The 14281-nt window shown below is 48.0% G+C and carries 19 protein-coding genes; 6 read left to right on the top strand and 13 right to left on the bottom strand.

Annotated features, from left to right (window positions below; genetic code table 11):
• Positions 1-62: 62 nt before the first annotated feature.
• From DYE48_RS16710 to DYE48_RS16725, 4 genes are read left to right on the top strand one after another with little or no spacing between them, the layout of a single operon-like run.
• Positions 63-665, top strand: a complete 603-nt coding sequence (locus DYE48_RS16710; RefSeq protein ID WP_115824634.1) for a YkoF family thiamine/hydroxymethylpyrimidine-binding protein — start codon at positions 63-65, stop codon at positions 663-665.
• Positions 662-1240, top strand: coding sequence for an ECF transporter S component (locus DYE48_RS16715; protein WP_115824635.1), 579 nt, complete (start codon positions 662-664; stop codon positions 1238-1240). Before DYE48_RS16710 ends, DYE48_RS16715 begins: the two co-directional genes overlap by 4 nt.
• Positions 1237-2865: an ABC transporter ATP-binding protein gene (locus DYE48_RS16720; RefSeq protein WP_115824636.1), complete on the top strand. Its 1629-nt coding sequence runs from the start codon at positions 1237-1239 to the stop codon at positions 2863-2865. Before DYE48_RS16715 ends, DYE48_RS16720 begins: the two co-directional genes overlap by 4 nt.
• Positions 2852-3631 carry an energy-coupling factor transporter transmembrane component T family protein gene (locus DYE48_RS16725; protein WP_115824637.1) on the top strand — a complete coding sequence of 260 codons (780 nt, stop codon included), beginning with the start codon at positions 2852-2854 and terminating at the stop codon, positions 3629-3631. Before DYE48_RS16720 ends, DYE48_RS16725 begins: the two co-directional genes overlap by 14 nt.
• Positions 3632-3678: 47 nt before the next feature.
• Here DYE48_RS16725 and DYE48_RS16730 read toward each other — a convergent pair whose 3' ends face one another.
• Positions 3679-4224, bottom strand: coding sequence for a hypothetical protein (locus DYE48_RS16730; RefSeq protein ID WP_115824638.1), 546 nt, complete (start codon positions 4222-4224; stop codon positions 3679-3681).
• A 132-nt stretch (positions 4225-4356) separates the two neighbouring features.
• Positions 4357-5622 (bottom strand): MDR family MFS transporter, encoded by a 1266-nt coding sequence (locus tag DYE48_RS16735; protein ID WP_115824639.1) that lies wholly within the window; start codon positions 5620-5622, stop codon positions 4357-4359.
• 97 nt (positions 5623-5719) lie between these two features.
• Here DYE48_RS16735 and DYE48_RS16745 point away from each other — a divergent pair, with 97 nt between their 5' ends.
• A complete protein-coding gene (locus tag DYE48_RS16745; RefSeq protein WP_167449541.1) occupies positions 5720-7483 on the top strand; it encodes an ABC transporter substrate-binding protein in 1764 nt (587 codons plus the stop codon).
• Positions 7484-7535: 52 nt separating this feature from the next.
• On the opposite strand, the gene DYE48_RS16750 is transcribed toward DYE48_RS16745, so the two are convergent.
• The 11 genes from DYE48_RS16750 to DYE48_RS16800 form a co-directional block, all read right to left on the bottom strand.
• Positions 7536-7898 carry an ASCH domain-containing protein gene (locus DYE48_RS16750; RefSeq protein ID WP_115824640.1) on the bottom strand — a complete coding sequence of 121 codons (363 nt, stop codon included), beginning with the start codon at positions 7896-7898 and terminating at the stop codon, positions 7536-7538.
• 12 nt (positions 7899-7910) lie between these two features.
• Entirely contained in the window at positions 7911-8549 is a 639-nt protein-coding gene (locus DYE48_RS16755; protein WP_115824641.1) for an alpha/beta family hydrolase, read from the bottom strand.
• Positions 8550-8573: 24 nt separating this feature from the next.
• Positions 8574-9077, bottom strand: a complete 504-nt coding sequence (locus DYE48_RS16760; RefSeq protein ID WP_115824642.1) for a GNAT family N-acetyltransferase — start codon at positions 9075-9077, stop codon at positions 8574-8576.
• Between the two features lies 1 nt (position 9078).
• On the bottom strand, positions 9079-9354 hold the full coding sequence (locus tag DYE48_RS16765; RefSeq protein ID WP_115824643.1) for a hypothetical protein: 276 nt from the start codon (positions 9352-9354) through the stop codon (positions 9079-9081).
• Positions 9355-9359: 5 nt separating this feature from the next.
• On the bottom strand, positions 9360-9833 hold the full coding sequence (locus tag DYE48_RS16770; RefSeq protein WP_115824644.1) for a GNAT family N-acetyltransferase: 474 nt from the start codon (positions 9831-9833) through the stop codon (positions 9360-9362).
• A gap of 55 nt (positions 9834-9888) precedes the next feature.
• Complete coding sequence (locus DYE48_RS16775; RefSeq protein WP_115824645.1) at positions 9889-10830, bottom strand: hypothetical protein; 942 nt, start codon at positions 10828-10830, stop codon at positions 9889-9891.
• Between the two features lie 11 nt (positions 10831-10841).
• Complete coding sequence (locus DYE48_RS16780) at positions 10842-11585, bottom strand: SDR family NAD(P)-dependent oxidoreductase (protein WP_115824646.1); 744 nt, start codon at positions 11583-11585, stop codon at positions 10842-10844.
• 20 nt (positions 11586-11605) lie between these two features.
• Positions 11606-11947: a hypothetical protein gene (locus DYE48_RS16785; protein WP_244199461.1), complete on the bottom strand. Its 342-nt coding sequence runs from the start codon at positions 11945-11947 to the stop codon at positions 11606-11608.
• A complete protein-coding gene (locus DYE48_RS16790) occupies positions 11944-12360 on the bottom strand; it encodes a hypothetical protein (protein ID WP_115824647.1) in 417 nt (138 codons plus the stop codon). Before DYE48_RS16790 ends, DYE48_RS16785 begins: the two co-directional genes overlap by 4 nt.
• Positions 12361-12388: 28 nt before the next feature.
• A complete protein-coding gene (locus DYE48_RS16795; RefSeq protein WP_115824648.1) occupies positions 12389-12760 on the bottom strand; it encodes a hypothetical protein in 372 nt (123 codons plus the stop codon).
• A 331-nt stretch (positions 12761-13091) separates the two neighbouring features.
• A complete protein-coding gene (locus DYE48_RS16800) occupies positions 13092-13499 on the bottom strand; it encodes a cytidine deaminase (RefSeq protein ID WP_115824649.1) in 408 nt (135 codons plus the stop codon).
• 236 nt (positions 13500-13735) lie between these two features.
• On the opposite strand from DYE48_RS16800, the gene DYE48_RS16805 reads away from it, so the two are divergent.
• Positions 13736-14260, top strand: coding sequence for a peroxiredoxin family protein (locus DYE48_RS16805; RefSeq protein WP_115824650.1), 525 nt, complete (start codon positions 13736-13738; stop codon positions 14258-14260).
• The last annotated feature ends 21 nt before the right edge of the window (positions 14261-14281 follow it).

Raw genomic sequence — 14281 nt, forward strand, 5'->3', positions numbered from 1 at the left:
TTGGTAGACTGCATTCCCGTGGGATGCAGTTTTTTTGTGCTCAAAAAAAGGAGGAATAAGAAATGGAAAACCATTGTGGAACGTCAAGGATCGCGGGGTGCTCTTTTTCCGTGCACCCGATGTCGGACAAATTCGTGGATTACATCAAGGCGGGCCTGAATGAGGTGGACAGCTCGAAAGTGTGGATGAAGACGGACGATGTCACGACGACGGTCCGCGGTAGGATGGAGCATGTCTTCGAAGTCACGGAGGCGATTTTATTACATATCGCTAAAACGGGTGTCCATGTCGCTTTTCAAGGGACCTTTTCCATCGGCTGCCCTGGAGATTCGTCCGGTGATGTCCATATGGATGAATCAGAGGAACGGTTGAACAAGCCTCAATTCAAGGAAATCGAACAGCGGATTGCGGCGAAATTCTCGCTGTATCCGATGGGTGGCGGTGATTATATGGATACGATCTACCGTCAGATTGAAGCGATGAAGGAAAAAGGTGTCGAAGTCACGCCCGCCCACTATTCTACTCGCCTCGATGGAGACACACGCGACATTTTCACAGGACTACAGGATGTGTTCAGGGAAACGGAAGCGAGCGGATCTTCGCATACGGTGATGACTGTGACAGTCTCCGCCAACAGCCCTTCCCATAAGGATGATCGCCCATGAACAGCTGGAAACTGAAAGAAATCGTCGTCATGTCCGTCCTTTCTGTCGTTTTTGCAGTCGTGTATCTTGCGTTCCTTCCGGTCGGAAAAATCCTCGTCGGCTTTTTCGGACCGATCGGCTATGACCTCATCTTCGGCATCTGGTTCATCGTATCGATCATTGCGGCTTATATCATCCGTAAACCCGGCGCCGCTTTTTTATCAGAAACGATTGCGGCGGCGGTCGAAGTGCTGCTCGGCAATGCGGTCGGTCCGATGCTCCTCGTTTCAGGGATGATCCAGGGGCTCGGGGCAGAATCCGCCTTTGCTCTGACGAGGTACAAGCGTTATGATCTGTTCACCCTCATGCTTGCCGGAGTTATGGCCGCGGTGTTCAGCTTCGTCTGGGGCTACTTCCTATCCGGATACGCAGCACTGAGCACAGGATACGTCCTTGCCATGTTCATCGCCCGCATCATCAGTGGTGCCATCATTTCAGGTGTCGCAGGCAAAGCGCTCAGTGACGCCTTAGCGAAGACGGGCGTCCTTTCAAGCTTCGCTCTCGGAAAAGAACACCGAAGGAAGCAAGCGGCATGAATCAGGAAGTGATACGTGTTGAGGACCTCACCCTCCATTATGAGGAAAGGCAGAAGCCAGTGCTGTCTCGTCTGAACTTTTGCGTAGAAGAGGGAGAAAACCTACTGATCCTTGGTCCGAGCGGGTCGGGGAAAAGCTCCCTCACCCACTGTCTGAACGGCCTCTATCCCAGGGAACTGGACGGTTCCATGGATGGAGAAGTCCATGTGAAGGGACGGCGGACCGACTCCTACCCTGCCGGTGAAATGGCGCAGAATGTCGGCGTCGTTTTTCAGGATCCGGAGACGCAGTTCTGCATGATCACCGTCGAAGATGAAGTGGCCTTCGGGCTGGAGAACTTGAATACTCCTTATGCGTCGATGGTGGAAAAAGTGGATACGGCGCTAAGATCGGTCGGGATGGAAGATTACAAAACGGCGAATATCTCCGAGCTTTCCGGCGGACAAAAGCAGAAAGTCGCCCTTGCCTGCATCCTAGCGATGGAGCCCGAGGTACTGATCCTCGATGAGCCGACGGCGAATTTGGATCCGGTGGCAAGGAAAGAATTCATCCAGCTTTTGAAAACATTGAAAAAGGAGCTGTCTTTCACTCTACTTGTCATTGAACATAAGCTGGAAGGCTGGCTGGACTTGTTGGAACGAGTCCTCATCATCAATGGAGATGGAGAGCTCGCCTACGATGGTCCGCTCCACGACCGTTTAATAACATACGCCCGGGAAATTCACGAGATGGGCATCCAGCTGCCTTACGCAACGAGAACAGCTCTGGAACGGGGATGGACGCCTCCTTATCCGCTTCACATCGAAGAAATGCCGCCGCCCGCCTCTTTACAGGAGAATCCTCGTCCCGCCGAACATAAGAATGAGGAGTTGTTGAAAGTAGAGAATGTGCATTGGAAATCAATCTTGCGAAACATCAACGTCACTTTTCATGAGGGAGAATGGGTGGCGATCGTTGGCGAGAACGGAAGTGGAAAATCTTCCTTATCGAGAATCCTTGCGGGCATCCAGTCTCCGAGCATGGGAACGGTTTCTCTGGGCGGCCGCTCGTTAAAGAAATGGAAAGAGAATGACCTTCGTCAAGAAGTTGGATATGTTTTCCAGAACCCGGAACACCAGTTCATTGCAGATGCGGTCTATGATGAAGTCGCCTTCAGTCTGCAGCATGCCGGGATGAAGGAAGCGGAATGGACCAGGATCGTCGAAGAAATATTGAAGTTCTGCCGGCTGGACGGGCTGGAGGATCAGCACCCCTTCCTTCTCAGCCAGGGGCAGAAACGACGCTTGAGTGTCGCGACAATGATCATCGAGGACCAGCGGCTGCTTTTCCTTGATGAACCGACGTTCGGGCAGGATGAAAAGTCAACCTCGGATTTGATGTCGCTCTTGAAAGAAAACAATGAAAACGGGACGACGATCGTCATGATTACGCATGATATGGAGCTCGTGGACAAATACGCGACAAGGGTGCTTGTCATGAACGAAGGCGAACTCACCTTTGATGATCGGCCGGAAAGGCTCTGGTCCCGTTCAGATTTGGCCGACCATCACCTGGAGCTGCCTCCAAGAGAGCAATGGAAGCGATCCGTTTTGAAGCGAAAGGAGCCTGCGTATGTTTCTTCATAACGTAAATCCGACGGTCAAAGCGCTGACGATCATCGGTACTGTCTTCCTCCTCGCCTTCGTTTTCGATCCTGTTACGCCTTTGCTCTACATCGTGTGGACCGTGATCGTCACCTTCCTGTTCGGGACGTTCAAGAAAAGATACTACCTGTATTATTTCATTCCGTTCACCTTGTTCGCTTTCGGAATGTTTTGGACTACAATCGTGTTTTCGGACACCGCTTCTGGGACTACCGGAACCGTCTCATTCCTCGGGATGGAGTTCCCAACGGAAGACATCCGGACGGCGGCTGCTCTAGGTCTCAGGGTCCTTGCGTTCGCCAGTTTGTCACTGCTGTTTTTGTTCACGACGAATATGGTCCATTTCATCTTGAGTCTGATCCAACAGTTGAAACTGCCACCGAAAATCGCTTACGGCGTGCTGGCTGGGTATCAATTTTTACCTATGTTGAAGACGGAATTCCAACAAATCCGTGCGGCGCACCGAATACGCGGTCTCAACCGACCTGATTCTATGAAGGAAAAACTCCTTCAGTACCAGCGGTTCGCGATTCCCCTCCTTGCCGGTGCGATACGGAAAGCGGAGCGGACAGCAATCGCAATGGAATCGAAGGGATTCACGGGTGCGAAGGAACGCACGTTTTACCGACCGATGAAAGTGCAGAGGAAGGACTGGCTATTTCCTGTGATGATGTTCGGAATGCTAGGTGCGACGATTGCGCTCTCTCTCTACTTCGGATACTTTTCCTGGTATGATGGGGAGCTTTAACACGAGACAGCCCCCGGTTTTTCAGCCGGGGGCTGTTTGCCATTGCCCTATTCTTCTCCCTCCAGGGTTATGCGAATATCTTCGAAGTTACTAAATTTTATACTCGTTAATTGATCGTCTTCATTCGTTTGTGCATTCCCTTTTACATTCATCGTTTTACTTTCTTCACTACTGTTATCCGTATAGGATACGTCCACTGTGAAGTTGTAATAGTTTTCTTTTTCCTCCATTTCTATGTTGTCGACTTCCAACTTATAATCGGGGTACGCCATGCGGAGGAAAGTCATTGCCTGGTTAGTGTTTACTACATAGTCCTCAAAAAAGCGTTCACTCATATAGGGTTTGAAATGTTTCACGTTGTAATCACTCAACGCCTCTGCTAACTTTTCAGTATCTCCATCATACCCGTTGATGATCTTTTCCTGGTCCTCGCTGGGCCCAGTAAAGGTATGCTGCAGAACCGTCCGAATGTTTTCCTCGCTTCCGCTTTCTTCTGCCTCGGTTCCTGCGTCCTCTGAATTGGTGCAGCCGACAGATAATAGAAGGATTCCTAACAAGAATAATGGCTTTAGATATTTTTTGATGATTCCCATAAACTACCCCTCCGTTTTTTTCTTCTTACTCATTTCATACGAATAGCAAGCGATTCCGTTTCAAAATATTAGCCATTCCATTCAATGAATTAAGAAAAGGCAGAAGAGGACTCCCTCTGCTGCCTTCTCTCCTTATGAACCACTCGCCTCAAGGACGATTTCCTCAGGTGATTTCCTGCGTCGGATCGCCATTCTGGAAAAATGGATCCCAGCGAACACAAGGCCCACATAAAGCACAGCCATGCCGTACCCTCCGATGACATTGCCGATGATGATCCCTAGAGCTCCGAGTATTTTTCCGAACTGAAAGACCAAACCGTTGAAGGCCATATAGGCTCCCCGCCGTGTATCATCGACGATATCAGCAAGGATGGACTGCCTCGTCGGTACATACAGCAGTTCACCGATGGAAAGGACGATGACAGCGATGAAAAGGCCTGGAATGTGATTGCTGAAAGCAAGAAACGCGTAACCCAGTCCGAACAAGGCGAAGCCGGCATACATGATCGGCTCTTCTTTTTTCCCTTTGACCCATTTCGAGAATAGAGAAGTGAACAGGACGATGAACAATGTGTTTGCGACCGTCAACAGACTCAGCAGCCGGATGCCGTCCAATTCAAATGAAAACAGACCGAAAAATTCCATCATGTTTGAGGCGATGTCCTGTTCAAGACGGACGGAAATGAAATTGTTGCGCTGAAATTCGATGCCTAAGATTGAGATCCCACCGATCGTGAACGCGAGGAATGGGATGTCTTTCATGACCAGGCTGTAATTTTTCAATACCGGTTTCAGTCCATACCCTTCCCTCACCTTCTCTTCGTTCACGACATATGTATCGGTGATTTTCGTACTCGTCATCCAGAGCGTCAACAAACTGATGCCTAAGAGGACGGCGATCAATTCGAAAAGGTTCCTTTCGAAAAACCAGCCGCCGATCATGAGTCCGATCATCATCGACATGTTGATCGCCCAGTAGTTGATCGCATACATGAATGCCCGTGAATCTTTCGTACTGACATCGATGAGCATCGCCTCGGCAGCTGGGTTCACAAGTCCCCCGGCTATTCCGATGAGCAGCAGCATGAAAAACGTCACCCACGCGGATTGGAACCACGGGGAATTTGCGAGGAACATGCCGATGAAAGCTACGAGCTTCAGGATCTCCCCTGTCACCATCAAACGTTTCCTACCGATGATATCCACCAAGTACCCGCCATACAGCCCCGTCAGGAACTGGGCCGCGACTTGGATCAACAGCAGAACGCCTGCGACCGTCGCATTGATTTCTTTTGTAAAATAGATGGCCATGAATGGAAACACAGCCGCCCCTACGACCCGGCTCAGAAATGATGTATAAATGCGGATCCGGATGTTGGGATGCAATTCTTTGAACATAGGACCTCCCCCTTCGCTCCCTCTATTATGGGGTTTCCAAAAAGGGGTAAAAAGGGTACAATTTAGAAAAATCTGTCCCCTTTTAGGAGGTGCATCGATGCTCGACGAACGCTATTTCTCACTGAGGGCCCATTTGTATGAACGGGAAGAGGCCCAAACGATCGCGTTCAAGCTACAGGAGCTTGAGACCATTTGGTACTGCTCTCAAAAAAACGCGAAAAGAATTTTGAAAGAACTAGAAGCGAATGGAAGGCTGACGTACATTCCCGGCAAAGGGCGCGGGAAACCGTCCACCCTCCTTTTTCCGAAACCGTTCCAAAAGGAAGTGGAAGATTTCGTCACTGCCTGCGTGGAGCGTGACGAGCTGGATGAAGCGGCCCACCTCCTGCGCCTGCCGATTCCGAAGTCCTGGATTGCGAAAGCGTCTTATGATATCCGCAAAATGTTCAGCTACCGGGAGCAAAGCAGCCCGAAAGACGTGCTCCATGCTTTCATTGCACGGTCGCTGACGACACTTGATCCATTGGAAGTTTCCATCACATTCGAAGCCCATATGATCGAACAGCTCGGCGATCCTCTGCTCAAATATGATGCTGAACGAGATGAAGTACTCCCCCATATCGCCCATCATGTGGACGTGGACGACTCGGCCCGCACGTGGACCTTCCATTTGCGGAAAGGGGTGCGGTTTCATAATGACGAAGAGCTGACGAGTGAGGATGTCCACTCCACATTATCGAGAGCGATGAACACGGAAGCATCTACATCATGGCTGACAGAGGGCATTCGGAGCATCGAATGTCCAAGCCGTTATAAAGTCATCATTCATCTGGACGAACCGAATCCTTTTTTCCCAAGATACATGGCGGCATCGAACTTGTGCATCCTGCCTGCAGGAACGCCCTTCGATGAACACGAATGGATCGGGACAGGGCCTTTTTACTTGAAGGAGCTTACGGAGCACAAACTCGTCCTCGCCGCATTCGATGGGTATTTCAAAGAACGCCCGTTACTCGATGAGGTCCAATTTTTCAAAGTTTCTCAGGAAGCTGCAAGTATCATTAATTTCACGGTGGAAGACGGCGAAGATGTGAACCCTGCCCAAAAACATGAAGTCGAGACCGGCTTCCGCTTCCTGACGTTCAATTTTCATAAAGACAACATCGTACAGGATCCTCATTTCCGGGAAGCCATCTATCACATTCTGGATATCCAAGAGATGGCGGACTCTTTTGGCTGGCATTCCTTCGGTGATCCTAATGATTTGCCAGGCGACAATCAATATGTGGAGGCCAGCAGCTTCGTACCAAAACGATCGGCCCACTTGGATAAAAAGAACGCGTGGATTCCAGAGCTGTTGAGAAAATCCGGCTATGAGGGGGAACCGTTGAAACTGTTTCATCTTGAATTCCCAAATGCCGTGAAAGAAGCAGAGTGGCTCGAGAAAACAGGAGCGGACTATGGCATCCAATTCGAACGTCACCCCTTCAACTTTTCCAATTTCTATACAGATGAGATGGACAAGGACGTGGATTTGATTTTCATGGGGGAAGTGTCGTCACTGGACCCCCACCTTTCTTTTTTAGGAGCTTTTTATAATAAGAATTTATTTTTCCGGCGCTTCTTCCCGGATTGGGGATTGCAGTGGATCCATGACAAACTCGAGGTTTTCAAAAGACAGGATACGGCTGAAGAACGTGAGAAGGTCATGGATGAGATTGAAACGTACATACGAAAGCAGAATTTGTTGATTTTCCAATACCATCCCGTGAAAGTACGCACGTTCCACCCGATGATCCAGGACGTCAGATTTCAGTCGTTCGGTCACTTCGACTTTTCAAAAATATGGATTCCACGATAAGCGAAAGCCCATCCTTCATTGTGAGAGATGGGCTTTCGCAGTATGTAAATCTTTAAACTTCCGCCTTCATTGCTTTATCCAAGTCGACCCAGATGACGGCTCCAAGCGGATGAGTATAGGGGATCGGTTCTTCATAAAAGAACGGATTCCGGAGCAACCATGCATAGGTACGTTTGTAGGGCAGCTGCTGACAGTTTTCTTCCGGGATGCCGTGCAGGCTTGTGCTCTTCTCATACTCTGGTTTCGTCAATGGTTGGCTGTCTACGATTTCCACCGTTCCGAAAACATGACCGGTCCCACTTTTGATCAACCCGATCGTTCCTCGGTGCTTCGTGTTCGTACCACGGATTTCCCATGTCTTTTCTCCGCTCAGGATCAGGTCGATCCACGGCTCTTTCACTAACAAACCTTTCAAAAGTCATTCCCCCTATTTTTTCACGAACGCCCCGATAGATTCGACGACTCTTTTCATGACCTCGATAGAGCTTGCCGTATCCCCCCCAGATACGTCCAAAGAGTGATTCGCATTTTTCAGGACTTCCATTCGGATGTTCGTCCGGCTCTCCAAAACTTCCACGACACTTTTGATATAGTGATGATCCTCATCTCCTACAAAAATCAACACCTCTGCGTTTGTATGGATGAGAGGTTCTTTGTAGAAGTCATACTTGAATAAAGGAGTCAGAAGGACAAACCTTGCTTCAGGGGATTCATGGATCAGCCCTTCTGCTATAGGAAGTGTCCCGATCGATTTCCCAAGGAAAGTCAGATGGCCATAATCCCTCTGCTTGAATACATCTTTTATGACCGAAGAGACATCCCGTTCCATCCGTTTGGCTATAACCTCCCATGGTTGTTCAAAAAAGGAGGAGTCATAATCATAATGCACATGCACAATATCCCACGTATCCTCCATCAATTTCATCGTCGTATAATAGAAAATCGGGTGATCGTAGCTGTATCCTCTTCCCGAAAACATGAAACAAACGCGATCGGATCTATTTTGGATATAGGTATAAGCGATTCTACCTTCCGCTCCATCGACGACTTTCTGTTGTACTTCCATCGCCCCACCCCCTTCCGGATGATCTCAAAACTCCATCCAGTACCTTTTGACGACATTCCCATCTTCTTCGATAAAATCTTCATCTTCCATGCCACCATTATTCAGGATGGTCTTCATCGATCCAGTGTTGATTTCATCACAGACGACGAGAGCACTCGGAATGCCCAGCTCCTTGGACTTTTCTAAGGACAAACGTAACAATTCCGTCGCATAGCCTTTCCTCCGTTCAGAAGGGCGGATGCCGTAGCCGATGTGACCGCCGGCATTTCGCAGCGGTTCCGTCAGGGCATGGCGGATATTCACGGCCCCGATGATCTTGTGCTCCCCATCTACGAGCCAGTAGGTCGAGGCCGGTACAAACCCTTCAGGCAGATCGATCCCCTTGGCGTCATTAAGTAAGCCCTGGACCATAGTTTGAAAGTTTGCGGGATCTTTTTCTATCACCCATGGAATCATCGTTTCCCCGCTATCTTTCCACTCATTATAAAAACTAAGGTAGGATTCTTTTAGTCCTATTTTCAAAGCCATTTTAAAAGCCTCTCATCACTTCTTTTCTTTTTTCACATCGCTGACACTCTATGATTTCCCCAGGTCCATCCTCATTCCACCGGGCGCGTTCATATGTATGGAGACCCAGTCGGCACCTTAAGCTGGTCTCGTTCTTCTCTAAGAGAGCATTCACCATGACGATCAGAACCCCTGGTACCATAAGGAAAAGGATGAGAGGTGTATTCTGAACGCCAGAGAGAATGAGCACAGGTCCGGTTACAACGAGAAGCGAGCCTAGGACATGCCACTTCCGCAATCCAATCAAATCTCCTTTTTCAATAAAAGTTCATCAACGATCGGTATGCCATGATCACCGATCGTCGGGATCTCCGGTTTCATTTCTCGTGCTCGCTGAACAGCATCGTGAAAGATTTCCCGGATACGAAATCCGCGTTTTTGATAGAAAGCAAGGGCTCTTATATTGTCGTTCGTCGTAATGACACACAATGAATGACATCCCAGCCGCTTTGCTTCACCTTCTACAGCCTGGATGAGCGACGTTCCGATGCCTTTGTTTTCTATCAAACTGTCGAGGGAGATGATTTCACACGCCCTCTCCTTTTTCACATAGGTGACCACCCCTGTATTCTCTTCATCTTCCAAAGCTGCAAATCCTTCCAGCTCCGTGCATTCATAAACACCGCTTGAGATGACCATCTTTGTTCCACCCCAGTGGGTATGAAAAAAATCCACCTTGTCTTCGGTGGACATGTGCTTCAAGTCTATGATTCTCATTTCTTTTCTCCTTGTATCAATTGTGAACAGCACCTCGGATATCAGGATAACGATGTCACTGCGGCAAACGATCAAATGCTTTCAATTTCTGATAGCGGTCCACAGCCAAAATTCCCTGCCACTGCCTTTTGCTGACGGCGAAAGCTTCGGAGCCATCTCCCCAGTCCCACGTAAGGTCCCAGACCCCATCCTCATTCATCGTTTCCAAATAAAAATCCAAGTTTTCCTTTAGCAGTCGCGGGTGCTTTTCAGCAAGGATATATTTAGGCGAATGGATGAGATCGAGTGGCAGCGGTTTGTAGCTGCTGCCCCAATTCTGCGGATCTTTCTCTATGCACCTCTCAGCAAGAAGCACCGTTTTGGCATTCACTTCTTCAAATGTAAAAGGGGTATGGGAAGCGACTTTGTCCTTATGTCGGAACAGCACATTCATCAACCGTTGAAAACAGTTGACTTCATGAAAATCCATCAAATCGATGGCCATCAAATGTGCGACGGCTTTTTCTACACTCGCCCAACCCGTTTTCGCGGCTTCACTGTCTTCATACGACCAGTGGATGAGGAAGCCGGCGAGTTCAGCGCCAGGGTTGAACATCCAGTTTTGCTGAACACCCTCTTTCCAATGCCACCACGGGGCGTGAGGGTGATTGTTGTGTTCAGGAAGTACTGATGGCCACATCCCTGTCTCTTCATCGTACGTTTCAAGCAGGTATGAAATCATATCAAGGATGACGCGTTCTTTAGAAGCGACATCCAATTCGAACAAGTACTGTCCGGCGGACCATGTCGCCATCGGAGAAGATTCAGGGAGCCAAAAATCCGGTTCAATGCCATGCCCGAAACCACCATCATCATTTTGGAAGGCACGTATGTAATGGATGACCTCACTCTTCAAACCGCCCTCCATCAAGGCATGCCAGCGTGCCGCTTCCAGTGGTCGTGCGTTCCTTTTGATCCACTTGCTTGTAAGTGACATCGTCTCTTTTTCCATCCCCATCACACACCCCTCTAAAATGTTTTCCCTCCATTGACACTGATGTTCTGACCTGTAATGAATGAAGCATCATCGCTGCTTAGAAACCGTACTGCATTCGCGATATCCTGGGGCTCGCCCATTCTTTTCAAAGGGACATCATTTAAATAAGAAGCTTTTGTCTCATCTGTTACATCTCCATGCCGTTCCACCGGTGTAAAACCAGGATGGACAGCATTTACAGTGATTCCATGCTCTCCGAGTTCACTGGCCCATGAACGCGTCATGCCGACGACCGCAGATTTCGCCGTTACATAATTGGAAAAATGCGCATTGCCGAGCTCGACGACTTCACTTCCGATGTTGATGATCCTTCCCCATTTCTCCTCCTTCATCGAGGCCATTACGGCTTTTGTCAGCAACAGCGGGGCCTTTGTCGTAAATAACAGTTGATCGAGATAATCGTCCCAAGTCACTTCCTCAAGAGAATATTCGGGTTGAGGACCTGTGGCGTTGTTTACGACGATATTAACGGGACGGCCCGCTTGTTGTTCGGCTTCTGCCACGAGACGGTGCACTTCTTCCTCTTTCGTCACATCGGCCTGAATAGCGAAAGCCTGTCCTCCATTTTCACGGATATGATGAACGACCTCATCGGCCGACTCCTGATCACGATAATAGTTTATGATCACGGTCACACCAGAGGCCGCCAGATTTTGGGCGATTCCCTTTCCAAGCCCCTTGGAGCCTCCTGTAACTAAAGCCACTTTCTCTTTCATAGAAATTGTTTCTCCTCCTCTTATTCTCCCATGGCCAAATGATAACGTTTCGTTTTGCCGTCATATTCTGCAATCAAAATCGCTGGGATTTCTTTGGATTCATATAGGATGGTTCCAACGGGTAGATCGCTCGCCATCCCTTTTTCCACTTCTGCTACCTTTGCACCTTTAGTCAGGCTCTTCTCATAGACCCACTCCGCTCCATGGGTGTAGACATCTCCGTTCTCCAATTCCACATATTCAGCGTCAGGATTCATGGTGAGGACCTGCCTAAGATTCAAAAGTCCCCCTTCACCTGCACCAGGGGAACAGGCTGAAAGGAGGGATATAACAGGAAGCATCATTTTAAAAATGCCTTTCATTCTGTGTCTTCCCTTTTTCTAATACAATGAATCAGGGTGAAGCCGAAAATGAAGCCGAAAAGGATGGGGCCGTTGATCGCATGCATCGCAAAAAATCTGGTTACCGGATTGAGCGGAAAGTTTGTGAAATACAACCAGTGTGATACGGCTACGAACAGGCTCGGTACACCGATACCGATGAACTCCGGCCACATGAAACCTTTCAATTTATGCGCTCTATATCTGCGCCATAAAAAAGGAAGAGCGAATAACATCCCAAACACCACCGGGAAGATCAGATCGAAAATGATGAGAGGCACGACCTTGAATTCCATCTCCGCCTGATCCACAAGCCCTCCACGAATACTCAACATTCCCATCATCGCGGCGATGAGAAATACAGCAAATCCCAGATGAAACAAAAGTCTTTTCATGACAACACCTCAACTATATGTATGACCTTTATTCAAGGACTGTGATTTCCTTCGCTGTCACTTTCCTGCTTTCTGGATCTTCATTGATATCTGTATTTTCACTGAGCTTCACTCGAATTTTGAGGAGCTCTTCCTCTCTCGCTTGTTCTCTGAATGTATCCATATCCATGTCCTCTCCATCGTGTGTATGGACCGGGGTATTATGCGGAACGAGAACGAGGCAAGGCCATCCTTCTTCTGTCCCATCATCCATCTCTCCATTTTTCACTGCCGAAGAGCACTCGACTTCAAGACCGCCGACTTTCACTTCTGTCACATGACCTTCGAAAGCATTGACGTCTTTCCCTGCTACACTGCAACCTACGACTAAGAGTAAAAGAACGACAAGTAATTTCTTCACGATGTCTCACCTTTCTGCGAATTCGAGCACACTAAGACAGCGCTCTCCATTGTATTATTAATAAAAGCGTACCATGTCTGGAAGAATTTGAAAATACTGGCATGGGTTTATAGTCATATTTTGTAAATATTTATAGGATATAAGATTTATTTTTGAAGTTAATGATAAAAGTTTAAAAGTCACCGATAAAATAGCAAAAGCGACTGATAAAAGTGCGAAAGTCGCTGATAAAATCCCCAAACTCACTGATAAAAGCTCAAAAGCCGTTGATAAATCCTTTCACCTGTCCACTTCTTCAACACCTGCAAATCTTGATCACGGATCCGAAGATCTATTCTTCGCCCTCATAGGCTCTAGACCAGTGATGGGGCTGAACTTCAGCAAGTGTTTTAAACATGAGTCCTTCACCATCGTGTGTGACAGCGACTTTCACATCATCTCCCCAGTAAAACAACTGTTCCTGACAAACCCCGCAAGGCGATAACACTTTGAAAGAAGAACTTTCATCATCACGAGCAATGCACAGGGAATGAGTAACCTTCAAGTTCCGTTTGTGAGCTTCAAGGATCGCCCCTGTTTCCATGCAGAGATTCACAGCATCATTGATCACATCTGGAGCGACACTTGTAAGGATGGTTCCGTCCTCAATCCTCACCGCTGCAGCCCCTCCCCAGACACTAGGATATCTAGACTCAATCAGGGCTTTTGCTTCCTCATACAACTCTCTTTCTATGTTCATCCTGGATCCCTCTTTCCTATTTCCAATCTATCTTTGTATACGATTGAAAATAGCAAAGGTTTCATACTCAACCGTACAATAATTATAATTATCTTAAAATTTGGTTAATTTATAGTAAAAGTCCGTTTTAAATTATTCGTGAACCTTATAATAAAAGCGTTCAATAAATATACAGTCACAGACCACAAGCTTACGGATTATCTTGAAGAAGTACCATCAGGAAAGGAGGAGCAGCTATGTCTGAGTTGAGGCTTGGGAATCGTGTCCCGGATTTTATTTTGCCCTCCGTCACAGGAGAACAGTTTTTATTAGAGTCTCATAAGGAAAACAATGAAGATTGCTGGCACTTGATCGTCTTCTTCCGAGGATCATGGTCAAAAGAGTGCGTACGCGCGTTGAAACAAATCGAGGACCATCTCGTTGAATTTTCTAAAGAGAATGTCACAATGATAGCGATTGCAGCAGAAAACACGCGGGAATTGAAGAGGATGGTGGAGAACGAGAAGCTGAGCTTTCCCATCTTAGCTGATGAATTTCTCTCCATTATTGAAGCATTCGGGGTTTTCACTGAACATAGACCTGGTAACAAGGAAGCTATCAGCGTCTTCGGTGAGCCTGCCTATTTCCTCATCAATCACTCGGGAGAGTTGCTTTATCAACAAAAACAGACCGGGCCATTCGGCAGGGCTTGTGCTGGGGATTTGTTGAGGACGGTTCGTTATCTTAAAAGTCAGGAACAAAAAAAGGGCAGCGCATCCTAGCGCTCCCCTCATTCCAGAAGC

It is taken from the genome of Halobacillus trueperi (assembly GCF_003386945.1).
Taxonomy (GTDB): domain Bacteria; phylum Bacillota; class Bacilli; order Bacillales; family Halobacillaceae; genus Halobacillus; species Halobacillus aidingensis.